This is a genomic window from Mesorhizobium sp. L103C105A0 (assembly GCF_000502215.1).
Lineage (GTDB): Bacteria > Pseudomonadota > Alphaproteobacteria > Rhizobiales > Rhizobiaceae > Mesorhizobium.
In genome coordinates this window covers 84,645-107,328 of sequence record NZ_AYXF01000012.1, presented here as the reverse complement: position 1 = coordinate 107,328, position 22,684 = coordinate 84,645, and the positions used below count along the sequence as shown (strand labels likewise).

At 63.9% G+C, this 22,684-nt stretch carries 22 protein-coding genes; 10 read left to right on the top strand and 12 right to left on the bottom strand.

Annotated elements, in window-relative coordinates; translation table 11 throughout:
• Positions 1 to 3 precede the first annotated feature (3 nt).
• The 6 genes from X727_RS139705 to X727_RS139730 form a co-directional block, all read right to left on the bottom strand.
• A complete protein-coding gene (locus X727_RS139705; protein ID WP_023672949.1) occupies positions 4 to 354 on the bottom strand; it encodes a cupin domain-containing protein in 351 nt (116 codons plus the stop codon).
• Entirely contained in the window at positions 351 to 1,625 is a 1,275-nt protein-coding gene (locus X727_RS139710) for a glycosyltransferase (RefSeq protein WP_023835058.1), read from the bottom strand. Before X727_RS139710 ends, X727_RS139705 begins: the two co-directional genes overlap by 4 nt.
• A 9-nt stretch (positions 1,626 to 1,634) precedes the next feature.
• A complete protein-coding gene (locus tag X727_RS139715) occupies positions 1,635 to 2,708 on the bottom strand; it encodes an ABC transporter ATP-binding protein (protein WP_023835057.1) in 1,074 nt (357 codons plus the stop codon).
• Positions 2,705 to 3,496 (bottom strand): ABC transporter permease, encoded by a 792-nt coding sequence (locus X727_RS139720; RefSeq protein ID WP_023672946.1) that lies wholly within the window; start codon positions 3,494 to 3,496, stop codon positions 2,705 to 2,707. The genes X727_RS139715 and X727_RS139720 overlap by 4 nt, the downstream gene beginning before the upstream one ends.
• Before the next feature lie 186 nt (positions 3,497 to 3,682).
• Entirely contained in the window at positions 3,683 to 4,525 is an 843-nt protein-coding gene (locus tag X727_RS139725; protein WP_023701453.1) for an ABC transporter permease, read from the bottom strand.
• 94 nt (positions 4,526 to 4,619) lie between these two features.
• Positions 4,620 to 5,684: a spermidine/putrescine ABC transporter substrate-binding protein gene (locus X727_RS139730; protein ID WP_023698839.1), complete on the bottom strand. Its 1,065-nt coding sequence runs from the start codon at positions 5,682 to 5,684 to the stop codon at positions 4,620 to 4,622.
• Between the two features lie 235 nt (positions 5,685 to 5,919).
• Here X727_RS139730 and X727_RS139735 point away from each other — a divergent pair, with 235 nt between their 5' ends.
• From X727_RS139735 to ggt, 5 genes are read left to right on the top strand one after another with little or no spacing between them, the layout of a single operon-like run.
• A complete protein-coding gene (locus X727_RS139735; RefSeq protein ID WP_023835056.1) occupies positions 5,920 to 6,858 on the top strand; it encodes a GntR family transcriptional regulator in 939 nt (312 codons plus the stop codon).
• A gap of 10 nt (positions 6,859 to 6,868) precedes the next feature.
• Positions 6,869 to 8,152 (top strand): glycosyltransferase, encoded by a 1,284-nt coding sequence (locus X727_RS139740; RefSeq protein ID WP_023698837.1) that lies wholly within the window; start codon positions 6,869 to 6,871, stop codon positions 8,150 to 8,152.
• Positions 8,153 to 8,158: 6 nt separating this feature from the next.
• On the top strand, positions 8,159 to 9,541 hold the full coding sequence (locus tag X727_RS139745) for a glutamine synthetase family protein (RefSeq protein ID WP_023698836.1): 1,383 nt from the start codon (positions 8,159 to 8,161) through the stop codon (positions 9,539 to 9,541).
• 2 nt (positions 9,542 to 9,543) lie between these two features.
• A complete protein-coding gene (locus X727_RS139750) occupies positions 9,544 to 10,845 on the top strand; it encodes an FAD-binding oxidoreductase (RefSeq protein WP_031201307.1) in 1,302 nt (433 codons plus the stop codon).
• A 41-nt stretch (positions 10,846 to 10,886) separates the two neighbouring features.
• Positions 10,887 to 12,473 (top strand): gamma-glutamyltransferase, encoded by a 1,587-nt coding sequence (gene ggt, locus X727_RS139755; protein WP_023704262.1) that lies wholly within the window; start codon positions 10,887 to 10,889, stop codon positions 12,471 to 12,473.
• Positions 12,474 to 12,495: 22 nt separating this feature from the next.
• Here ggt and X727_RS1000000168110 read toward each other — a convergent pair whose 3' ends face one another.
• From X727_RS1000000168110 to X727_RS139775, 5 genes are all read right to left on the bottom strand, one after another.
• On the bottom strand, positions 12,496 to 12,660 hold the full coding sequence (locus X727_RS1000000168110) for a hypothetical protein (RefSeq protein ID WP_023701459.1): 165 nt from the start codon (positions 12,658 to 12,660) through the stop codon (positions 12,496 to 12,498).
• Positions 12,657 to 13,712, bottom strand: a complete 1,056-nt coding sequence (locus X727_RS139760; protein WP_023685718.1) for an ABC transporter ATP-binding protein — start codon at positions 13,710 to 13,712, stop codon at positions 12,657 to 12,659. Before X727_RS139760 ends, X727_RS1000000168110 begins: the two co-directional genes overlap by 4 nt.
• Before the next feature lie 11 nt (positions 13,713 to 13,723).
• Complete coding sequence (locus X727_RS139765; RefSeq protein ID WP_023835053.1) at positions 13,724 to 14,557, bottom strand: carbohydrate ABC transporter permease; 834 nt, start codon at positions 14,555 to 14,557, stop codon at positions 13,724 to 13,726.
• A gap of 10 nt (positions 14,558 to 14,567) precedes the next feature.
• On the bottom strand, positions 14,568 to 15,500 hold the full coding sequence (locus X727_RS139770; RefSeq protein WP_023835052.1) for a sugar ABC transporter permease: 933 nt from the start codon (positions 15,498 to 15,500) through the stop codon (positions 14,568 to 14,570).
• A gap of 67 nt (positions 15,501 to 15,567) precedes the next feature.
• Positions 15,568 to 16,881, bottom strand: a complete 1,314-nt coding sequence (locus X727_RS139775) for a sugar ABC transporter substrate-binding protein (protein ID WP_023826303.1) — start codon at positions 16,879 to 16,881, stop codon at positions 15,568 to 15,570.
• 237 nt (positions 16,882 to 17,118) lie between these two features.
• Between X727_RS139775 and X727_RS139780 the strand changes: the two genes are divergently transcribed.
• From X727_RS139780 to X727_RS139800, 5 genes are read left to right on the top strand one after another with little or no spacing between them, the layout of a single operon-like run.
• Positions 17,119 to 17,796, top strand: a complete 678-nt coding sequence (locus tag X727_RS139780) for a hypothetical protein (protein WP_023835050.1) — start codon at positions 17,119 to 17,121, stop codon at positions 17,794 to 17,796.
• Entirely contained in the window at positions 17,796 to 19,253 is a 1,458-nt protein-coding gene (locus tag X727_RS139785) for an FGGY family carbohydrate kinase (RefSeq protein ID WP_023835049.1), read from the top strand. Before X727_RS139780 ends, X727_RS139785 begins: the two co-directional genes overlap by 1 nt.
• A gap of 14 nt (positions 19,254 to 19,267) precedes the next feature.
• Positions 19,268 to 20,560, top strand: coding sequence for an iron-containing alcohol dehydrogenase (locus X727_RS139790; RefSeq protein ID WP_081726209.1), 1,293 nt, complete (start codon positions 19,268 to 19,270; stop codon positions 20,558 to 20,560).
• Between the two features lie 7 nt (positions 20,561 to 20,567).
• Positions 20,568 to 21,371: an HAD-IIB family hydrolase gene (locus X727_RS139795; RefSeq protein WP_023824656.1), complete on the top strand. Its 804-nt coding sequence runs from the start codon at positions 20,568 to 20,570 to the stop codon at positions 21,369 to 21,371.
• Between the two features lie 2 nt (positions 21,372 to 21,373).
• The gene (locus tag X727_RS139800; protein ID WP_023835046.1) at positions 21,374 to 22,156 is read left to right on the top strand and encodes a DeoR/GlpR family DNA-binding transcription regulator; all 783 of its coding nucleotides are present in this window, start codon (positions 21,374 to 21,376) and stop codon (positions 22,154 to 22,156) included.
• 10 nt (positions 22,157 to 22,166) lie between these two features.
• Here X727_RS139800 and X727_RS139805 read toward each other — a convergent pair whose 3' ends face one another.
• Complete coding sequence (locus tag X727_RS139805; protein ID WP_023824654.1) at positions 22,167 to 22,679, bottom strand: L-2-amino-thiazoline-4-carboxylic acid hydrolase; 513 nt, start codon at positions 22,677 to 22,679, stop codon at positions 22,167 to 22,169.
• Positions 22,680 to 22,684: the final 5 nt, after the last annotated feature.

The following is a 22,684-nucleotide window of genomic DNA, read 5'->3' as shown; positions in this document are numbered from 1 at the left end:
TGTTCAAGCCAGCATGTAGACGTTGCGCATGGTCTCATGCACGGTGCATTCGCCTGTCCAGCCGGCAGGGAACATGACCACGGTCCCGGCTGCGACTTCTACCACCTCCCCGGCATCCGACCGGTACGTCGCGCGGCCGGCGACGAAATGGCACAATTCGTCGCGCGGAATCGAGAGCCGCCAGCGGCCGGGCGTGCAGACCCAGATGCCGGATTCCGGCTGGTTGTTGGGTCCTTTGTGGACAAGCCTGCCGGTCGAGTGCGACGCGCCGTCCAGCGCGTCGGACTGGGCGCCCCAGTCGACGAGGTCGGTGCGGGTGGAGGCTTGGTAGAGGTGTGGGGCGGAGGAGGTCACAGCAGCGCCTCCAGCAGCCCGGCTGCCTTCTCAGGCCCGTTCTGGGCCTGCATCTGCGCCGAGGTCTTCGCCAGCCTGATCTTCATCTTGGTGTCAGTCAGGCAGGCTTCGATCCTGCTGATCAGCTGGGCGTCGCTCCAGTCGTAGCGCGGCATACCGAAGCCGTGGCCGGTTTCCTGGACGCGGGTGGCGTTGTCGTGGCCGTCCCAGACATAGGGCATGATGATGGCCGGCTTGCCGAAATAGAGGCACTCTGTGAACGAGTTGTTGCCGCCATGGTGGATGACCGCATCGACTTGCGGAATGACCGAAGGCTGCGGAAACCAGCTCTCGACGATGACGTTGCCCGGCACATCCGTGTACTGGTCCTTGTAGCCGCCGACATTGACCAGCGCGCGGTAACGGGTCTTGCCCAGTGTTGTGATGATGCGCTTCAACAAATCGACATCGCCGGCGCCGAGGCTGCCGAAGGAGACATAGAGCAGCGGCCCGTCATTGTTCTCGGCGAAGGTCGGCACGGCGTATGGCTTTTCCTGCCGCACGCAGCCTTCGAGATACTGGAATTTCGTCGTATCAAGCGGATGGCGGCGTTTGAACTTTGCCGCTTCGGGATAGAGCAGGAGATTGAGATAGGGCGAGGCCTCGAAGAACTGACCGACCGGGTATGGCGCTTCATTGTTTGCGGTGAGGAAGGCGTTGAAGTCGTCGTGGATGGGCTTGATCACCGCATTGAAATGATCGCGATAGCGCTGGTGGCCGACATGGTCGTTCTCGCCGCAACCGGAGAGATGCGGCGGGATGTCCTCATCCTCGATCTCGTTTTCCGAGCAGGAGATGACGCGCACCCAAGGCTTGCCGAACTGTTTGATGGCCGGAAACAGGATGACATTGTCGACGCAAATGACATCAGGCTTGATGGCGGCCAGGACTCGCGGCAAATCCTTCTGCGCCCATTTGGCGCTGTCGACGATCGCGGTCCAGCAATCCTTCACGTAATTGTCGACCTGATCGTAGGGCGATTTGCGGAAGTTCGGGATGTGGCCGTTGATGAAGTCTTCCCAGAATTTCGCCATCTGCTCGGGCGGCATCGGCTCCGACAAGTTCACCGGATGCGCTTCGAAGCCGTAACCCTTGTAGACATCGACAAAGCCGGGGTCGGACAGGAACACTACCCTATGGCCGCGCGCCTCGACGGCTTGCGCGATGCCGACCGAATTGAGCGCCGGGCCGTAGGCCGCTTCGGGAAAAAACGCGATCGTCTTCTGCGCCATCAAGCTCTCCTATTCCTGAAAAATTCTGACATCGGCGGCGTCCCAGCCGAGTTCGACCTGATCGCCCGACGAGACCGGCCGGCGGTCGGCGGCATCGGCGGTGACGCGCACCAGGAACGGTTTTGGCGACAGAGGCGTGCGGATATGCAGCTGCAGGTCCAGCCCGTGATAGGCCAGCGCCTCGACCGTGCCGGCGGTGTGGTTGGCGGTCTCGGGTGACGGGAACAGCCGGATGCGCTCGGGTCGCACCGAAGCGACAGCGGAAGCGCCGGGTGTGAGCTTGGCGGGAACCTTGCCGGTGATGCGCGCGCCGTTCGCGGCGATCACGCCATCCGCAGACACCTTGCCCGGTACGAAATTCATCACGCCGATGAAGTCGGCGACGAAACGGTCGGTGGGATGCTCGTAGATCGCGTGCGGCGCGTCGCATTGCAGCAGCTGGCCGTCCTTGAGCACCGCCATGCGGTCGGCCATGACGAGTGACTCTTCCTGGTCGTGGGTGACGATGACGAAGGTGATGCCGACTTCGTGCTGCAGGCGCTTCAGCTCCATCTGCATGGCGCCGCGCAGTTTCTTGTCCAGCGCGCCCAGCGGTTCGTCGAGCAGCAGCAACCGAGGCCGTTTGACCAGCGCGCGGGCGAGCGCGACGCGCTGCTTTTGGCCACCCGACAATTGCTCAGGCTTACGGTCGGCGAAGGGGACAAGCTCGGTGGTGGCCAGAATGGCCTCGACGCGGGAACGGATTTCAGCTTTCGGCAAGCGCTCCATCTCCAACCCGTAGGAGACATTGGCGCGCACGCTCATATGCGGGAACAGCGCGTAGGACTGGAACATCAGATTGACCGGCCGCTTGTTGGGCGGGGTCCGGGCGATGTCCTTGCCATCGAGCAGTATGCGGCCGTCGGTTGGCGTCTCGAAGCCGGCCAGCATGCGCAGCAGCGTGGTCTTGCCGCAGCCGGAGGGTCCAAGCAGCGCGAAGAACTCGTTTTCGCGGATGTCGAGCGAGATGCCGTCGACGGCGGTGACCCGGCCGAACTTCTTCGAAACGTTATCAATGGCCAGCAGCGTGCGCGGTTCGCTCATTGGCCGATGATCCCACGGTTGAGCCGCTGCGACAGGGTCAGCGCGGTGATGGATACCGCCATGACGATGGTCGCCAGCGCGTTGATCTCCGGCGTGATGCCGAAGCGGATCATGGCGTAGATCTGCATCGGCAGCGTCGTCGAGGCGCGGCCGGCACCGGCGGTGAAGAAGGCGATGATGAACTCGTCGACCGAGAGCGTGAAGGCAAGCAGAGCGCCGGCAATCACTGCCGGCGCGATGACCGGCAATGTCACACGCCGGAAGGTGGTCAGAGCCGAGGCGCCGAGGTCGGCGGAGGCCTCGACGATCGACCAGTCGAAACTCTTTAGCCTTGCGCGCACCACCGAGCAGACGAAGGCGAGGTTGAAGACGACATGGGCGAGGATGATGGTATGCAGGCCCATGGTCAGGTTTAGCATGGAGAAGAACGACAGCAGAGCGATCGCCAGGACGATGTCGGGGATGATCATCGGTGCGAAGATCAGCGCCTCGAGACCCCTGCCGTATTGCCGGCGCATCTCGATGCCGATGGCCAGCAGCGTGCCGAGCAGCGTGGCGATGGCCGTGGAGACCAACGCCACGATCAGCGTGTTGAGCGCAGCGGAAAGGATGGCGGAATTGCCGGCCAGCGAGGCATACCATTTCAGCGAAAAGCCCGACCATGCCGTCGGCAATCCGCCTTCGTTGAAGGACAGCGCCACCAGCACGGCGATCGGGATGTAGAGGAAGGCGAAGACGAGGGTGAGGATCGTACGCATGCCGAGCGTACGGGTGAAGGAATGGGTCATCGCCGGCCTCCGACAATTGGAGGGCAAGCGAACGACCAGAGTCCTTCTCCCTGTTCGCGGGTAGAAGCTACCGGCAGGCAGACGGGGGGCAGCGTTGAGCGTCGCAAAGGTTGACGCCGCCCCTCATCCGCCCCTTCGGGGCACCTTCTCCCGGTGAACGGGGAGAAGGCAAGAATTGCGCGGCGCTCAGCCATAGGCGTCACCCCTTGCCTCAGCCGCACGCCCCGCGGCGCGGTCGGCGGCGAGCGCCTGCGCCATCAGCACCAGAAGCATGATGGCGATCAGCGCCATGGCGAGCGCTGCGCCGAACGGCCAGTCATTAGCAGTCAGGAACTGGTCGTAGACGAGGTTGCCGATCATCTGGAAGCGGCCGCCACCGAGCAGCGCCGGGGTGACGAAATTGCCGATCGACAGCACGAAGACGAAGACAGCACCCGCAGCGATGCCGGGCACGGTCAGCGGCAGGATGACACGTCGGAAGGTGGTGGCAGCGGAGGCGCCGAGATCGCGCGATGCCTCGGCCAGTTCCGGGTTGAGGCGCGACAGCGGCGCGTAGCAGGCGAGGATGACGAAGGGCAGATAGTTGTAGACGAGGCCTGCGATGACCGCGCCTTCGGTATAGAGCATCGAGGGCGACTCGCCGGTGTAGCCGAACCAGCGCAAGAGCTGGGTGATCAGCCCTTCGCGGTTCAGCAGCACGATCCAGGCATAGGTGCGGATCAGGTAATTGGACCAGAACGGCAGCACGGCGAAGAACAGGAACACCGGCTGCCACCGGCGTGGTGCGGCGGCAATTGCATAGGCCGCGGCATAGCCGATCACGACTGCGATGAGCGTCGCGGTACCGGCGATACGTGCTGAGTTGAGGAAGATGCCGGCATAGAGCGGGTCGAAGACCAACCCGAAATTTTCCAGCGTCAAAGTGTAGTCGATGCCGCCATAGACGCCGCGCCGGAAGAAGGCGAGCGCCAGCACCAGGGCGCATGGGATAACCATCAGCGCGGTCAGCCAGACCAGCGCCGGGGCCATCAGCAGAGAGGAACGAAGTCGGGTCTGGGACAATTTCTCGGGTACCGCTCAGGGCCGGCGGCAGAAGTGCTGCCGGCCGTGAAGTCTGCGCCGCTTACTGCGCGGCCTTGATCTCGCTGACGATCTTGGAATAGTCGCGCTGGGCTTCGCCGACGTCACGCAACTGCTCGAACTTGACGAGATCGGCCACCGGCATCGCCATGTTGGGGAATTTGGCCAGGAAGTCGGCCGGCAGGCTTTCCATCGCCGGCTTGTTCGGCACCTTGTAGTCGATGTTCTGCGCCGCCCAGGCGTGGTTCTTGGCGTCGAGCATGAAGTTGATGAACTTGAAGGCGTCGTCCTTGTGCTCGGACGCCTTCATCACCACCATCGTGTCGACCCACAGGTCCGAACCTTCTTTAGGGATGACGTATTTGATCTCCGGCTTGTCGGCGATGCCGTAATTGCACCAGCCGTCCCAGGCCTGCACCATCAGCGCCTCGCCGGAAACCAGCTTGGAATAGAAGGTGGTGTCGTCATAGGCGAGCAGGGTCTTCTTGGCGGAGATCAGGAGGTCCTTGACCTCGGCCATCTTGGCCGGGTCGGTCTCGTTGACCGAATAGCCCTTGTCGAGCTGCCCGGCGGCCAGCAGCCAGCGATCGGTCGCCAGCATGGTGGTCTTGCCCTTCATCTCGTCGGAAGGGGCGAGCAGGTCGCTCCAGCTCGTGGGCGCCGTCTTGACAAGGTCAGAGCGGTAGCAGAGGCCCGTCGTGCCCCAGGTGTAAGGCACGGAGAAAGCGTTGCCGGCATCGTGCGGCAGCTTGGTCGCTTCGGGATAGAGGTTGGCGAGGTTGGGGATCTTGGCATGGTCGATCGGCTCGGTCAGGCCAAGCTTGTTTAATACTTCGGCGAAGGGCGAGGAGACGAAGACCACGTCATAGCCCTTGCCGCCGGCGGCAATCAGCTTGCCCATGATCTCTTCATTGGTGGCGTGCACCACCACTTCGCCGGCAACGCCGGTGGCGGTCTTGAAAGCGGCCATGGCGTCGGGTGCCATGTACCCATCCCAGTTCGAAATAACGAGGTCGGCTGCGGCGGCCGGCCCCGAGAGCGTCAGGGCGAGACCGAGAGCGATTGAGGATGTATTGAGCGCACGGCGCCGCAGGCTGGTAGCGGTCATGGCAGTCTCCCATTCGGTTTGATCGTCGAAATCATTTGCCGGACCAAGGCCGGCGACGCGCGCGCCTGCCTCGATCCTGTTCCCTCGGTCTTTTCTCGCCGATTGTGCCGACAGTACTATTGCAGAAAAAAGTACGTCAATCCATAATCTGTCAACCGACGGAGGAATTTGGCCGATTGTCCCTGTTCCGGCGATCAGCCAGACCAATGCGCCACATTCGCATTCGAGAAAAGTCATGCAAGCCGTAGCCAGACGACCTCGCACCAACCATCTCGATCTGGCGCAGCGCATCCTGGATGTGGCGCGGCAGCGTGGCTTCGAGCCTGGCGCCCGCCTGCCCGAACAGCAGATCGCCTCGCTGTGCAATGTCTCGCGCACGCCCGTACGCGCCGCACTCGGCCTGCTCGCGGAACGGGGCGTGGTGCGCTGGGAGGCCGACAGCGGTTATCATCTGACGGTCGACCTCGCCGCCCAGCCCGCCATTGCCGCCGAACTACCCAGTGCGGAGGAAGACGAGCTCGCCGAAGCCATCCTGCGCGACCGCTCGGCGCGACGGTTGGACCAGACGGTGACCATCGCGGGGCTGATGCGACGCTACGACGCTGATCGCAAGACGGTACTAAAAGCACTTAACAAACTGACCGACGAGAATCTTCTGGATCGTGCGCCTGGGCAATCCTGGTTGTTTCGCCGCGCGCCGGACGATCCGGAGGCGCAAGGCGAAAGCTACGAGTTCCGCTTGGTGCTGGAGCCGGCGGCCATCCTGACGCCAGGCTTTCGGCTGGACGGGGCGCGGGCAGCAATGTTGCGGCAAGGCATGGAAGCGCTTGCAGCGCTGCCGGACGAGACATTCGACACGCGCGAGTTCCAGCGGCTGGACATGGATTTTCATGGCATGGTCGCCGAGGGCTGCGCCAACCGTTTTGTGTCGGATGCATTGGCCGATCATCTCCGCCTGCGCCGGCTGCCGGGCATCTATTCCGGCGTCAACGTGTTTCGGCTGCGGCAATCGTTGCGCGAACACTCGGGCATACTCGACTATCTTGAAAGCCGGCAGTATGAGGTGGCTGCCGATCTGCTTCGCATCCACCTGCGGCTCTCCCGCAGCCAGCGACCGCAAGCAGCCAGCCGCGGAGCTCCCGCACTGTTCAGCATGATCAGCCGGCCGGATTGAAGAGGAATAATTGACGCGTAAAGCCAGCCCGACCATCGCGCTGTTTCCCGAAGCCAGTTTCGGCGCCGCGTTGAATTGCGTCGGTATCGCACAGGCATTGCGCGCACGGGGCGCTCGCCCCGTCTTCATCTGCCATGCCGGCTTCTCCGGCGTCTTTACCGACTATGGCTTCCAGGAATACCATCTGCCGACGGATGAGCCGCTGAGCGACAGCGACCGCCAGAGCTATTGGCAGGCCTTCGTGCGCCGGCACCTGCCGCATTTCCGGCTGAGCCCGATCGACCAGCTCGAGACCTATGTCGCGCCGACCTGGCAAGCGATCGTCGACACCGCCGTCAACGCCGAGGCGCCGCTGCGCCAATTGCTGGCGCGGCTGAAGCCGGACGCGGTGGTGCTCGACAACGTCATCATGTTCCCGGCGATCGCCGCCGCCGGCTGCCCGTGGGTGCGCGTCGTCTCCTGTGCCGAGACGGAACTGCCGGATGCCGAGGTGCCGCCCTATCTCTCGGGGATGGGTGCCGACGACCCGCAACGTGCGGCGTTCGAAGCGCGCTATCTCGCGGCCTCCGCACCCGCGCATGAGCGCTTCAACCGTTTTCGTGCGGATGCCGGCCTGGCGCCATTGCCCAAGGGCCTGTTCCTCGAGACATCACCCGACCTCAATCTGCTGCTGACGCCAGCGATCGTACGGCGTGAGCGGGCCGAGCCGCTCGACCCCAAACGCTTTGTCTATCTCGAAGGCTGCGTGCGTTCGGAAGGGCCATTCGAGGTGCCGGTGTTTCCGCGCAATGGCGGCCCGCTGGTCTATGTCAGCTTCGGCAGCCTCGGCGCGATGGATGTCGGGCTGATCGAGCGCATGCTCGCCGTCTTCGACAGGCTGCCGGCGCGCTTCATCGTCAATGCCGGCGGCCTGCGCGACGCCTATCGCGCGGTGCCGGACAATGTCTATCTCGACGCCTGGTTTCCGCAGCCTTCGGTGGTGGCGAAGTCGGACCTGTTCATCCACCATGGCGGCAACAACAGCTTTTGCGAGGCGCTGCGCTTCGGCGTGCCGTCGCTGATCATGCCCTATTGCTGGGACGGTCACGACAATGCGCAACGCGCGGGAGAGACAGGTGTCGGCGACCATATCGGCCGCGACGCCTGGACGGAAGGGGGATTGGAGAGAGCCATTCTCGGCCTGCTGGCCGACGATGCGATGCGCGCCCGCCTCAGGGACAATGCTGCCAAGATGGCGCTGACCCCTGGAACGGATGTGGCCGCGCAAGCCATACTCTCTCTCATAGGTACGTGAACCAAAATGCAGGACAAAAATACCAACACCGCTCTCTTCACCGGCAACGATCCCAAGGCCTGGCTCGCCCAGCACGGCATCACGGAGGTCGAGTGCCTGGTGCCCGACATGAATGGCGTGCTGCGCGGCAAGGCGCTGCCGACGGTGAAATTCCTCAAGGCGCTGGAAGACCGCGCACTCTACCTGCCGAGCAGCGCTTTCCTGGTCAGCATCGATGGCCGCTACTCCGGTTCCATCGACGAAGGCTTTGCCTATCAAGACCCGGATATGCGCATGGTGCCTGATATGTCGACGCTGTGCCTGGCGCCGGGCGGTGGCGTCGGCAAAGCCTATGTCTTCGCCGACGCCTTCCACATGCAAGGCAAGCCCTGGATGGCCTCGCCACGACATGTGCTGCGCGCCGTGCTCGATCTCTACCGGAAGCGCGGTTGGCGCGCGGTGGTGGCGCCGGAAATCGAATTCTATCTGACCGCGCCCAATCCGAATCCCGACCAGCCGCTGACGGCACCGGTTGGCGCCAATGGCCGCGCCGAGGGCTCGCAGCATCCCTATGACATGGTGGCGCTGGAAGAATTCGAGCCGGTGATAAGGCGCGTCTATGATTATGCCGCAGCCGCCGGCCTGCCGCTCGACACGCTGATCCATGAGTCCGGCACCGCGCAGCTGGAGATCAATCTCTTGCACGGCGACGCGGTGCCGCTCGCCGACCAGGTGCTGCTGTTCAAGCGGCTGACCCGCCAAGCGGCGCAACAGAGCGGCATGCACGCGACCTTCATGGCCAAGCCGATCGCGGCGCAGGCGGGAAGCTCGATGCATCTGCACATGTCTGTCGTCGATGAAACGACAGGCGCCGCGCTGTTTGCCGACAGAGATGATGCAGACACCGAAATGTTCGGCCATTTCATCGGCGGCCTGCAGAGATATGTGCCCGAGATCATGCCGCTGTTCGCACCCAACGTGAACTCGTTCCGCCGCATCCGGCCGAACCACAGCGCACCGGCCAACATCGAATGGTCGCATGACAACCGCTCTTGCGGCCTGCGCGTGCCGGCAGGTGGCCGCGCCGCCCGGCGGGTAGAGAACCGCTTGCCGGGAGCGGATTGCAATCCCTATCTGGCGATCGCCGGTTCGCTGCTTGCCGGCTATCTCGGCGTCGAGCAGAAGCTGGCGCGCTCGGCTGAGGCCTCGGGCAATGCCTACAAGATCAAAAGCACGCTGCCGAAAACGATGGAGGAGGCGCTTGATCGTTTCATTGCTTGCGAGCCGGTGCGGGCATTGCTCGGCGAGGATTTTTTCCAGACCTATCTGCGCGTCAAGAGCGTCGAACTCGACCTGTTCCAGAGCGTGGTGACGAGCTGGGAACGCGACCATTTGCTGCTGAAGGTGTGATCATGGCCTCCGGCTCGACGGGTTTCAATTCGAGCCTCGATATCGGCAATTCCTATTATGTCGCCACCGCCAATCCGGCGCCGGACCATCCGGCGCTGGTGGGAGATGTCGGCGCCGATCTGGTGGTGGTCGGCGGCGGCTGCACCGGCCTGTCGGCCGCCCTTCATGCCGCCGAGCGCGGCCTGAAGGTGGTGCTGCTCGAAGGCGGCAAGATCGGCTGGGGCGCGTCGGGCCGCAATGGCGGCCAGATGATCCCTGGCCTGCGCAAAGGCGCCAAGGGGTTGGTCAAGCTTTACGGCCCCGAGCGGGCGAAGGCGCTGTTCGACCTCGCCTTCGAGGCGCGGGGCCTGGTGCTCGACATCATCGAGCGCCACGCCATCGATTGCGATCTGCGGCTGACCGGCCATCTCGTCGGTGCCGTTAATGGCTCCGACCTCAGGGATCTCGAAGACGAGGCCAAATGCCTCGAGAGCGTGATGAAGTTCCGCGACGTCGAGATCCTGTCGGCGGCGCAGGCACGCGGCAAGGTGGACACGCCCTATCATGGCGCGATGTATGAGCCGCTTGGCGGCCATATGCATCCGCTGAACTACACGCTCGGCCTTGCCCGTGCCGCCGTGGCGGCCGGTGTCGTCATCCATGAAAATTCCGTCGCGGTAAAGCTGGAGCGCGAGCCTTCGATCCGGGTCTCGACGGCGCAGGGGTCGGTAAGGGCCAAACATGTCGTGCTGGCCGGCGACGCGTTGCTGCATGGGCTGGAGCCGCGCGTCAACAGCCGCATCATGCCGGTCGGCAACTACATCGTCGCCACCGAACCGCTGGAGGGCAAACACAATGTCATCCCGGCCAATGTCGCGGTGTCCGACACGCGCTTCGTCGTCAACTACTACCGCATGTCGGCGGACGGTCGGCTGCTGTTCGGCGGCGGCGAGCGCTACACGCCATCGCCGCCGGCCGACATCGCCGGCTTCGTGCGGCCGCACATGGAGGCCACCTTCCCGCAACTGAAGGGCTGCCGCATCGATCATGCCTGGGGCGGTCTGGTGTCGGTGACCACGTCGCGGCTGCCGCATGTCGGGCACTATGGCGAGGTCTATTTCGCGCATGGCTATTCCGGCAAGGGCGTCATCCTGTCAACGCTGTCGGGCAAGCTCTTGGCCGAAGCGATTACGGGCGACGCCTCGCGGCTGGACCTGTTCTCGACGCTGACGCCGATGCCGTTCCCGGGCGGTACGGCGCTGCGGGGCCCGCTCTATGTGCTGGGGATGTTGTGGTACGCCATGCGCGACCGCATCAAGCATTGAAGGCTGCGGCCGGCGGGCGCGAAATCATTGGAGGCGATTGCATGCGTGATTTTCAGTCCCCCGGACGCTCGCCAGTTCGCGCGACAGAAGCGATGGCGGCGACATCGCATCCGCTGGCGACGCTGGCCGCCATCGACATGCTGCGCTCCGGCGGCAATGCCATGGATGCCGCTGTGTGCGCTGCGGCGGTGCAAGGCGTCGTCGAGCCGCAATCGACCGGCATCGCCGGCGACTGTTTTGTGCTCTACAGTCCCAAAGGCGAGGGCGATGTTCTCGCTTTCAACGGCTCGGGGCGTTCGCCCGCTGCGGCAACCGCCGAATGGTATCTGGAGCGGGGGCATTGCGAACTGCCTGCGGCCGGACCGCATGCCGTCACCATACCAGGCGCCATCGATGCATGGTGCCGGCTACTCGAGGACCACGGAAAAAAGGGCATCGACGCCGCGCTGGCGCCAGCCATTCGCTATGCCGAACAAGGCTATGTCGTTCATGATCGCGTCGCCTTCGACTGGGCCGACGAGGTCGCCCTGCTCTCAGCCGATGAACATGCCGCGCGCATATTCCTGCCCGAGGGAAGGGCGCCGCAAGCCGGCGATGTGCATCGGCAGCCGCACTTGGCGGACACCTTGCGCATCATCTCCAACCGAGGCCGTGCAGGGTTTTATGAAGGTGAAGTCGCGGACGATCTGGTGGAACGTCTTCGCGCGCTGGGCGGGCTGCATGCATTGGAGGATTTCGCCGAGACCCAAGGCGACTACGTCACGTCGGTGAATACGTCCTATCGCGGCTACGATATCCATCAGATGCCACCGAACAATCAGGGCATGACGGCGCTGATCATGCTGAATGTGCTTTCGGGCTTCAGCCTTGGTTCGTTGGAGCCGAACAGTGCCCAGCGGCTGCATCTCGAGATCGAAGCCGGCCGGCTTGCCTACCAGGACCGCGATACTTTCATCGGCGACCAGGATTTCGTCCAGGTCCCCGTCGAACAACTGCTGTCGGCAGCTTATGCGGAGCGGCTGCGCGCCGCCATCGATCCGGCCCTCGCCATGACGCATCTGCCGCGGCTTGAGCTGCCGCGCAGCGACACCGTCTATATCTCCGTGGTCGACCGCGACCGCAATGCAGTCAGCTTCATCAACTCGACCTTCGGTTCCTTCGGCAGCGGCGTCGTCGGTCCCAAGACAGGCGTCGTGCTGCAGAATCGCGGCAGCAGTTTTCGCCTCACGGAAGGCCATCCAAATCGTATCGCGCCGCGAAAGCGACCGATGCACACCATCATGCCTGGCATGGCGACGCGAGGGGGTAAGGTGGTGATGCCGTTCGGGGTGATGGGCGGCGGCTACCAGCCGTTCGGCCATGTCCATCTGTTGACCAACATGATCGATTTCGGGATGGACCCGCAGCAGGCACTGGATGCGCCACGGGTGTTCTACAAGGACAATGCCGTGCTGGCCGAGCGCGGGATTCCGGCTGAGGCGATCGCCGGCCTGCGTCAGCGCGGTCATCAGGTTTCGATCGCCGAGGAGCCGCATGGCGGCGGCCAGCTGGTGCTGATCGATTGGGAAAAGGGCACGCTCACCGGTGCCTCCGATCCTCGCAAGGACGGTTGTGCGCTGGGCTACTGATCTGCGTTGCTGGAATGCGCATTCAGAACCAGATCAGCCAGACAAGCTGCAGGGTTACCAGTGCAATGGCGTCCCAGAAGATGAGTTCGCCTGTCGAGAACCAGCGCCGCGACCGGTTGAAGCTGTAGAACAGCCACCAGACCAAGGCTGCGGCGGCCAGCGGCACCAAAGCGAGCAGCGTGCTCACGGCAGCCGCGCTCCCGACACAGCATCGAATGTGTGCAGCGCTGCCGGCGGAAAGCGTAGATAAAGCGGCTGGCCGGGATCGAAAGCGCGATCGTCATTCACAGTCCTGACGATCAGCGCGTTGGCCTCGCTATTGGCGAAGATCAGCACGTCCGGCTCGACCGGTTCGACGACGTCGACGGCAAACAGGATGGCGTCGCCGGCAGTCGCGTCGACAAGCTGGATCTGCTCCGGGCGAATGCCGAGCACGATGGGACCATCAGGCTTTCCCGGAAGCGGGCAAGTGAAACCGCTGGCGTGGAAGACGCCGGCGCGGACATCGCCATCGAACGTGTTCATCGCTGGACGGCCGATGAATTCGGCGATGAAGCGATTGGCAGGCCGCCGATAGATCTCGCGCGGGTCGTCGTACTGGATCAGTGCGCCTTCGCGCAACACCGCGACCCTGGTCGCCAGCGTCATCGCCTCTTCCTGGTCGTGGGTGACGAAGACGAAGGTCTTTTTCAGCTCGCGATGCAGACGCTTCAGCTCGGTGCGCATGTGGAGCCGCAACAAGGCGTCGAGATTGGACAGCGGCTCGTCCATCAGACAGAGGCTCGGCTGCCAGACGAGTGCGCGGGCCACAGCCACGCGCTGCGCCTGGCCGCCCGACAATTGCGAAGGGCGGCGGTCGAGGTAACGGGTGATTTCGAGCAGCTCGGCCATGGCGCGGACGCAGCGGTCAAGCTCGGCGGCCGGCATTTTTCGGATGCGCAAGGGATAGGCGATGTTCTCGTAGACGCTCTTATGGCTGTAGAGCGCATAGTTCTGGAACACCATGCCCATGCCGCGCAGGCGCGGCGGCAGGTCGGTGACATCGAGGCCCTCGACCATGATGCGCCCGGCGGTCGGCCGCTCCAGCCCGGCGAGCAGCCGGCAGGCTGTCGTCTTGCCGGAACCGGACGGGCCGAGCAGAACCAGGAATTCGCCGGGCTCGAAAGCAAGGTCGAGCGCCTGCAGCGCCACCGTCCCGTCAGGGAAAGCCTTGGTGACGCCGTCGAAAACAATTGCCATGCGAGATCCCTTCAACCCTTGACCGCGCCGAAGGTGAGGCCGCGCACGAGCTGTTTCTGGACAAGGAAAGTGAAAAGCACGATCGGCAGCGTCGCCACGATGGCGACCGCCGCGACCTGTCCCCAGAGCGTGCCATGCGGCGTCACCAGTCCGGGTATGCCGACGGTCAGCGGCCGCCCGTCGAAAGCGACGAGGATGAAGGCATAGAGGAACTCGTTCCACGACAGGATGAAGCAGAGCACCGCTGTGGCGCCGATGCCGGGTGCGGCCAGCGGCGCGACGACGAAGAAGAATGCGCCGAGCCGCGAGCGGCCGTCCATCATCGCGGCCTCGTCGATCTCCCTGGGGATTTCGGCGAAGAAGCCGCGCATCATCCAGACGACCAGCGACAGGTTGAAGGAGGTGTGGGCGATCACCACGGCGTAGATGGTGTCGATCAGGCCCAGCGAGGTGAAGAACAGGAACAGCGGCACGGCGATCGAGATCGGCGGCGCCATGCGCGTGGTCAGGAAGAAGAAGAACAGGTCTTCCTTGCCTGGAAAATCCGAGCGGGCAAAGCCGTAGGCGGCCGGCGCGCCGATGACGATGCAGAGCACCGTCGACGAGACCGAGATCAGCACCGAATTGATCGCCAGCGGCCAGTATTCCTTGTCGATGAAGACCGCCGGATAGTTGGAGAACGTCGGCGTAAAAACCCATTTCGGCACCGAGGACAACAGGTCGACGCGGTTCTTGAACGAGGCCAGCACCATCCAGACGTAGGGCGTCAAGGCCACCACGACAGCGACCAGCAGCACGGCCCAGGCAAAGCTGCTCCAGGCGCGGTTGGTGGATTGATCGATCATCGCAGCGCCCTCAAAACGACGCCGCCTGCTTGCGGCTCGACCAATAGACGGCCTTGTAAAAGACGGAGCACAGGATCAGCACGACGAGATAGATCATGAAGGCGACCGCGGCGCCGTAGCCGAGATCCCAGTTGCGGAAGTTGACGCGGTAGGCGTAGATCGACACCAGTTCGGTCAGCGTTCCCGGACCGCCGCCGGTCATCAGGAAAACCTTGTCGAACTCCTTGAAGGCATCGATGCCGCGCAGCAATAGCACCAGCGCGATGACGGGCCGCAGCAGCGGCAGCATGACATCGCAAAAGATCTGAAACGGTTTTGCGCCATCCATCATCGCCGCCTCGAACGGCGCGCGCGGCAGGCTCATCATCCCGGCGAGCATGATCAGGGTGACGAAGGGCGTCCACTGCCAGACATCGATGGCGACGATGGTCGGAAACACCAGGTCGGGTGCCGAAAGCACCGCCGAATTCTGCGCCAGCAGGCCAACCTTGCGCATGTAGAAGGTGAGCATGCCGAAATCGCCCTGCAACAGCAGCCGCCAGATCAGCCCGACGGCGACCGGCGCAATCATCATCGGGATGAGCAGCAGTGTGGTGAGAAGCCGCTGGCTGGCGACGAAGCGGAAGATCAGGAAGGCCAGCGCAAAGCCGAGCAGGAATTCGAGGCCGACGGCGATGATGACGAATTTCAGCGTCAGCAGGAACGATGCCCAGAAGAGTGGATCGTTGCGCATCAGCTTGCGGAAATTGTCGAAGCCGACGAAGGCGCCCCCATGGCTGGCATCAGCGAAGCTGAGGTCGGTCAGCGCGGTGTAGACCATGTAGTAGAACGGGCCGACCAGGAAGACGACGACGAGCAGTGTCGCCGGCAGTATCAAGAGCGGTCCCACCCCACGGTCGAGAAGCGGCATTCCGCGGCGCGGCGATGGAGTGCGGTTCGTCACGGGCGTTTCCTGCGGACAAGAACGGCTACCCACTTGTGCGGGTAGCCTCTGCGCGACATCTCAAGGCCTATCGTGCCGGATAGGTCATGGGTGCGCAAGAACCGAGCAATGTCGAGATATCGGTGGCGGCGGTGTCGAGGGCGGCCTGCGCCTCCTTTTCGCCGGCGAGGTAGGACGACAGTTCGCGCACCAGTATGTCGGTCATCTCGGCCGATTGCGGCAGCGTCGCCTTCGGCACCGCATGCTCGTTGGCCTCCATCGAAGCCTTGGCATAGGGCAGCTTCTGCACCTCCGCCGAAGCATAGACATCGGGCCGACCTGAAGCGCCGCCATTGAGATGCTGCTCGAGCTGGCGGTCATAGCCCATCATCCACTGGACGAAGAGGAAGGCGGCCTGCTGGTTCTTCGAATAGACCGGGATGAGATAGGTCCAGCCTTCGACCTGGCCGATCTTGCCGCCATCGCCTTGCGGCACGAGATCGAAGCCAACCTTGCCGACGACGGTGGAGGCCGTGGTGTCGACCGATACGGCATAGGTTGCGTCGTTCCACATGATCAGCTCGGCGACCTTGGCTTGCTGCATCAGCGCCATGACATCATCCCAGAAATAGTTGAGGCTGTCCGGCGGCGAGAATTGCAGCAGGCTCTTGTAATATTCGAGCGAGGCGACGGCCTTGGGGCTGTTGACGATGACCGGGCCGCAGGCCGAGCCGCTCTTCACGTCGAGCACGTCGCCGCCGAAGGAATAAAGGAAGTTGAGCCACTCATACCACAGCGCCTCGTGGCGCTTGCCCTGCAGGGCGGTGCCGTAAAAGCCCTGGTCGGGGCGATAGAACCATTCGGCGATATCGCGATACTGCTTCCAGTCCTTGGCGGGAGCGAGGTCGTAGCCATACTTGGCCTTGAAGCCTGCCTGCTCCTTGGGATCGGCGAGCAGGTCCGACCGATACCACATGAACATGTTGAGCACGGTGAAGGGGAAACCGTACTCCTTGCCGTCATACCAGGAGATTTCGTGCCAGGCAGTCTGGTAGAGCTGCTTCTCCGGCTCGAAGCTCGGATCGCGCAAAGCCGGGTCGGCCATCATCTTGGCGATTTCGACCAGATGGTTGTTGGTGGCGAACTTGCCGAGTTCGCGATGCGGCTGGATGATGACGTCGTAGCGGCCGCGGTGCGAGTTGAGATCGAGCTGCACCTTGTTGACGGCTTCCGAGTGCTCGTACATCTCGACTTCGACATGGATGCCGGTCTGTTTTTCAAACTCCGGCGCCATCTTCTTCAGCGCTTCGAGCGGCGGCAGCGCCTCGCCGACCATGCGGATGGTCTGGCCGCTATAGGGTTTCGACGCCTCTTTCAGATCCCACGCGGCCGCTTGTGTCACTTGCCACGTCAGGGGCCACACAAATACGGCTGCGACGAGCAGTCTGGACGCGGTACGTCTCAGCGGCTTGAGCATTCTTCCCTCTCCCTAGAAGTCGTGCCTGGCGGGCCGGCGCCCGTTCTGTCATAAAATGTGTGGTACTGCAAATCAAAATGTGGCACCTTGCAACAAATGGTTGGGAGGTGTTAACAGACCGGCAGCAAACCGGCTTTCCCGACCAGGCGAGGGACCTTTCGGATGGACTTCATCTTTATGCTGACGCGTAACGATCGCACGGTCGAGGACTGTCTCGACCTGGTCGAGTTGATCGAGCCGGTCGGCCTGAAGCATGTCGGCTTCAAGGATATCGGCGTCGCGCCGGATGTGCTGCGAAAGCTCGCTGGCGCCATTGGGCGGACAGGCGCCACTACTTACATGGAAGTTGTCTCGACGACGGCGGAGGCCTGCCTCAATTCTGCACGCATCGCCAGGGATCTCGGCATCCAGCGCCTGCTCGGTGGAACCCAGGTCGACGAGATCATGGCGCTGCTGGAGGGGAGCGGCACGGAATACTACCCTTTTCCGGGTCGGCCGGTCGGCCATCCAACCAAGCTCGGCGGCTCGGCCGAGGACGTCGAGGCCGACTGCAGGGCCTTCGCCGAGAAGGGTTGTGCGGGATGCGACATCCTCGCCTATCGCGCCACCGAGGCCGACCCGGCCGAACTGGTGCGCGCAGCCCGGCGCGGGCTTGGTCCGTCGCGGCATCTGATCGTCGCCGGCGCCGTGGCATCAGCCGATCGGCTCAAGGCGATCAAGCTGGCCGGCGCCAACGCTTTTACCATTGGCACAGCGATTTTCGATGGCTCCTATTCGCCGACGAAAGGTTCTATCCTCTCGCAATTGCGGGATGTCCTCGCGGATTGCGAGCGCGTCTAATGCCAGTCATCGGCATCGATCTCGGCACACAAAGCCTAAAGGCGATCGTTGTCGATGACGAATTGCGGCTGCGTGGCGAGGCCGCTGCGCTGTACCAGCCGGCCTTCCCGGCGCCCGGCTGGGCCGAACAGAACCCGGCGCTGTGGCTGGCGGCGCTCAAGCCGGCCATTGCCGGCGCGCTCGACAAGGCTGGGCTTGCGCCGTCCGACATCAAGGGTATTGCCATTGCCGGCCAGCTCGACGGCTGCGTCGCGGTCGATGGCAATGGTGAGGCGCTGGCTCCGTGCATCATCTGGATGGACCGGCGGGCGGCAGGAGAGATCGCCGGCATCGATCCGGACTTCATCCGTGAGCGCACCGGTCTCGTTCTGGACGCCACCCATATGGCGGCGAAAATCCGCTGGGCCGCGCGCAACCTGCCCGAAGCGCGCCGGGTGGCGCTCTGGCATCAACCGGTATCGTTCGTGGTCGCGGCGCTGTGCGGTCGTGCCGTCATCGATCACGCGCTGGCCTCGACAACCATGCTCTATGGACTGAAGGAGCACAACTATGCCGGCGATCTGCTGGCGGCCTTCGACATCGATGCAGATAAATTGCCCGGCATCGACGATGCATCTGAGATCGCCGGCGCCTTGACGCACGCCGGCGCCGAGCTCACCGGCCTGCCTGTGCGCACGCCGCTGGCGGTTGGCACCGGCGATGATTTTTCGGCCGCCATAGGCGCCGGGGTTGTCGTGCCCGGTGTCGTCGCCTGCAATCTCGGCACGGCCGAAGTGGTCGGCGCGGTTTCCGGCACGCTTCGCCTCGACCCCAGCGGCCTGGTCGAGACCCATGGCTTTCTCGGCGACGGCTATTTCATCTCCAATCCCGGATGGCTCTCGGGCGGCGCGGTGACGTGGTTTCTAACAACCTTCGGCGTCGATTCGCCGGCGGCGATGTCGGAACTGGCGGCGACGGTGGTTGCCGGCAGCGACGATTTGCTGTTCTTGCCCGCGTTGTCCGGTGCCATGGCGCCGCGCTGGATCGCCGAAGCGCGTGCCGCTTTCTACGGCCTGACATCCTTCCACGGCAAAGCGGCCTGCGCTCGCGCAGTGCTGGAAGGCTGCGCCTTCGCCATGCGCGACGTGGTCGACCGGCTGGACGATCTCGATATCGCGACGGATCGCATCCGGCTCTCAGGCGGTGGCGCGCGCAGCCGGGTATGGGCGCAAATCCGTGCCGATGTCAGCGGCAGGCCGGTCGAGATCGCAGGTGCGGCCGATGCCTCGCCGATCGGTGCGGCAATCCTTGCCGCCGCGGCCATCGGCCTTACCTCCTCAGTGCAGCAGGCGGCTGAAAGGCTGGCCGGCCACATCGAGACGATCGACCCTGATCCTTCCGCCAAGGCCGCCTACGACAGAAGTTACCGCCGGTATCGCACCTTATTCGATGCCCTGACCCCGCTTCATGCTGACTGACCGGACTGCATCCTATGTCCAGACAAATGCTCGATCGCCTTATTGCCGGCACGCTGCCTGACCCGGATAGCCAGGGAATGCTGTCGGTGCCGCTGAAGACCATCGTCATAGGGCGCGGCCTCGGCGACGAAGCCGATGCGCTGGTCAAGCCGCTGCCGCTCGGCCGCAAGCTTTCCGTGGTCATGGACCCAGACACAAGGCTGGCGCTCGGCGAGAGGGTGTCGATTGCGCTGCGCGGCTCCAGCGATGTCGACAAGATCATCCTGCCGCGCCATCCGCATCCCGACATGGACGCCGTGCGATCGGTGATCGCCCGCACGAAAGACGCCAGCGGCCTGGTCGCGGTCGGATCGGGCTCGATCAACGACATCACCAAATATGCCGCCCATCTGACCCAAAAGCCCTATGCGGTGTTCGGCACCGCGCCGTCGATGAACGGCTACACCTCGGTGTCGGCGGCAATCACCGAGGACGGCCTGAAGAAATCGCTGACGGCGAGCCTGCCGGTCGGCGTTTTCCTCGATCTCGATGTCATGGCGCGGGCGCCGGACCGGCTGATCGCTGCCGGCTTCGGCGATTCGATGGCGCGCCCGACCGCGCAGACCGATTGGCTGATGGCGCATCTGTTGCTCGGCACGCCCTACCGGGAGGCGCCGTTCATGCTTCTGGCCGAGGACGAGGAGGCGCTCATCGCCAAGGCCGGCGAACTCGGGACCGGCGACCTTGAGGCGATGGAAGTGCTGGTGCGCACGCTGGTCATGTCGGGTCTTGGCATGACTTTGTGCGGCGGCTCCTATCCGGCCAGTCAGGGCGAACATCTGATCGCCCACTATATCGACATGCGGGGCCAGGGATTGCCTGAGGCGCATCACGGCGAACACATAGCGGTGACGACGTTGACGATGGCGCGGCTGCAGGAGCGCGTGCTGGCACTGCCGGAGCTGCAGCTCGCGCCGTCCGCGGATACGCCAGAACGCTTCATCGAGATCTTCGGCGAAACGCTCGGACGTTCCTGCTGGGCGGCATTCAAGCCCAAGCTGCTGGACCGCGAACGGGCAAACGCCATCAACACCATGCTGGCCAAGCAATGGCGCTCGCATCGTGAAAGGCTGGTGCGGGTGGCACGCCCGGCGCGCGAGATCGCGGCAGCACTGCGCGCCGCCGGCGCGCCGACCACGCCGCAGGAGGTTGCCATACCGGCTGGCTTCTACGACGAGGCGGTCGCCAATGCCCGGCTGATCCGCGACAGGTTCACCATGCTCGACGTCGCGGCTGCCTCGCTCGAAACGGTTGCGGCGGGAGCCTGAGCGGGTGCTGCGTCCGCTTGCCGACTTCACCGCGCTGGACCGGCGCAACATCGCCGTCGTTCTGACCGATATCGACGACACCTTGACCGACAAGGGACGGCTGCCGGCAAAAGCCTATGCGGCGCTCGAGCGGCTGAAGCAGGCCGGCTTTCTTGTCGCGCCGGTGACCGGCCGCCCTGCCGGCTGGTGCGACCTGATCGCGCGGCAATGGCCGGTCGATGGCGTGATCGGCGAGAACGGCGCCTTCTATTTCCGCTATGACGACGCCAAAAAGCGGATTGTTCGCCACTACGCCAAGAGCGCTGCCGAACGGCAGGCCGATGCCGCGCGCCTCAAGGAGATCGAGCAAACCGTTCTGCGCGAAGTTCCGGGTGCGGCGGTCGCGGCCGACCAGGCCTATCGCGAGGCCGATCTGGCGATCGATTTTTGCGAGGACGTGGCGCCGCTGCCCAAAACCGAGGTTCTGAAGATCGTCGGCATCTTCCAGCGCTACGGCGCGACGGCGAAAATCTCGTCCATCCACGTCAATGGCTGGTTCGGCAAATACGACAAACTGTCGACAAGCCGGCTATTCTTGCGGGACTGTTTCGGTATAGATATCGACCACGACAAGGACAGCATTGTCTTCGTCGGCGATAGTCCAAACGATGCACCAATGTTCGGCTTCTTCCCCAACAGCGTCGGCGTCGCTAATGTGCTGGACTTCGCCGGCGAGCTTCCGGCGTCTCCCGCCTTCGTCACAAGCGGTCGCGGCGCGGAGGGATTTGCCGAGCTTGGCGACGCGCTGATTGCTGCAAAGGGAATGGAATAGTCATGGACCAAGGCCGACTGACGAAGAAGGAGCGGCACGCGCTTATCCTTTCGGAAGTGCGCCGGTCGGCGTCGATACGCATCTCCAAGCTCGCACGGCGCATCGGCGTCGCCGGCGAGACCATCCGCCGCGATCTCATCGAACTCGGCGATGCCGGGCTGATCAACCGCACCTATGGCGGTGCGACGATCTCGCTGGTGACATCAGAACCGGTGATTTCGGAGCGTGGCCTGACCCTGATCGAGGAGCGCGCCCGCATCGGCCGCGGCGCGGCAAGCCTTGTCGAGAAGGGCCAGATCGTGATGATCGATGGCGGTTCGACCACCTATGAGGTGGCGCGCAACCTTTCGCAGCTGAAGCGCGACCTGACCATCATCACCAATTCCACCGGCGTGGCCTCGGTGGCGGGCGCCAATCCGACCTGTCGGGTGCTGCTCTGCCCCGGGACCTATGATAGCCGGGAAGGCAGCGTGTTGGGCGAAGACACCGTCGAGTTCCTGCGCCGCTACAATGCCGACGTCGCCATTATCGGGGCATCGGGGATAAGCGCCGATGGCCCGAGCGACATGATCTCGGGCGCCGCGGCCGTTAAACGCGCAATGATATCGCGTTCACTGTCGACGGTGCTGGTGGTGACCCACGACAAGTTTGGCCGCAGCAGTCTGGAACGCATCTGCGGGCTCGACGACATTGCCGATATCGTCACCGACAGCGAACCGAAGGCCGACCTGCGCACTGCTGCCGAACAGGCGGGCACGGAGCTGCATGTGTTTGCCGCCGACTGATCAGCATTGGCTATCCGGCGGCATCCCGGTTGGTCAGCGCGATGTGGCAGCAGCCGGGGCCGTGGCCCGGCGTCCAGGTGACATTGTCGAAGCGCACGCCCGTTGCCTCGAACAGACCACGGTCGAAAGCGCCGGCGATGCGGCAGAGCGTGGCGAGTTTTTCATCACCGACACCGGCCTCGACCCAGGCGTCCTTCAGCGGACAACGCTTCACCTTGAATGCGATGTGGTCCGGCCCGCGCTCGACATCGGTCGGATACATCAGGCCGCCATCCGGGCTGACGGCCAAAAATGCCTCGCCGATGGCCGGCGCGTCGTTAGGTCCGAAACGGGCGAAGGCGGCGGCCGCCACCTCCTTGCCGCGCTGCTCGATGGTGCGAATCATGATCGCCTCGGCCTTTTCCGCGCCGAGTTCGCCGGTCAGCTCGTCGAGAAACAGGCGGTAGAGATCGGCGCGGTTGCGGAAGGCGAAATCGAGTTCGCGCGAGAGTTTTTCGGCTCTGGGTGCTTCGGGATCGGTCATGATGT

Excerpts from the sequence above, each read along its gene's own strand:
- X727_RS139715 (WP_023835057.1), bottom strand. The coding sequence starts at position 2,708 with ATGAGCGAACCGCGCACGCTGCTGGCCATTGATAACGTTTCGAAGAAG.
- X727_RS139710 (WP_023835058.1), bottom strand. The coding sequence starts at position 1,625 with ATGGCGCAGAAGACGATCGCGTTTTTTCCCGAAGCGGCCTACGGCCCG.
- X727_RS139790 (WP_081726209.1), top strand. The coding sequence starts at position 19,268 with ATGTCCAGACAAATGCTCGATCGCCTTATTGCCGGCACGCTGCCTGAC.
- X727_RS139745 (WP_023698836.1), top strand. The coding sequence starts at position 8,159 with ATGCAGGACAAAAATACCAACACCGCTCTCTTCACCGGCAACGATCCC.
- X727_RS139720 (WP_023672946.1), bottom strand. The coding sequence starts at position 3,496 with ATGACCCATTCCTTCACCCGTACGCTCGGCATGCGTACGATCCTCACC.
- X727_RS139730 (WP_023698839.1), bottom strand. The coding sequence starts at position 5,684 with ATGACCGCTACCAGCCTGCGGCGCCGTGCGCTCAATACATCCTCAATC.
- X727_RS139765 (WP_023835053.1), bottom strand. The coding sequence starts at position 14,557 with ATGATCGATCAATCCACCAACCGCGCCTGGAGCAGCTTTGCCTGGGCC.
- X727_RS139735 (WP_023835056.1), top strand. The coding sequence starts at position 5,920 with ATGCAAGCCGTAGCCAGACGACCTCGCACCAACCATCTCGATCTGGCG.
- ggt (WP_023704262.1), top strand. The coding sequence starts at position 10,887 with ATGCGTGATTTTCAGTCCCCCGGACGCTCGCCAGTTCGCGCGACAGAA.
- X727_RS139725 (WP_023701453.1), bottom strand. The coding sequence starts at position 4,525 with ATGGCCCCGGCGCTGGTCTGGCTGACCGCGCTGATGGTTATCCCATGC.
- X727_RS139785 (WP_023835049.1), top strand. The coding sequence starts at position 17,796 with ATGCCAGTCATCGGCATCGATCTCGGCACACAAAGCCTAAAGGCGATC.
- X727_RS139760 (WP_023685718.1), bottom strand. The coding sequence starts at position 13,712 with ATGGCAATTGTTTTCGACGGCGTCACCAAGGCTTTCCCTGACGGGACG.
- X727_RS139805 (WP_023824654.1), bottom strand. The coding sequence starts at position 22,679 with ATGACCGATCCCGAAGCACCCAGAGCCGAAAAACTCTCGCGCGAACTC.
- X727_RS139780 (WP_023835050.1), top strand. The coding sequence starts at position 17,119 with ATGGACTTCATCTTTATGCTGACGCGTAACGATCGCACGGTCGAGGAC.
- X727_RS139750 (WP_031201307.1), top strand. The coding sequence starts at position 9,544 with ATGGCCTCCGGCTCGACGGGTTTCAATTCGAGCCTCGATATCGGCAAT.
- X727_RS139800 (WP_023835046.1), top strand. The coding sequence starts at position 21,374 with ATGGACCAAGGCCGACTGACGAAGAAGGAGCGGCACGCGCTTATCCTT.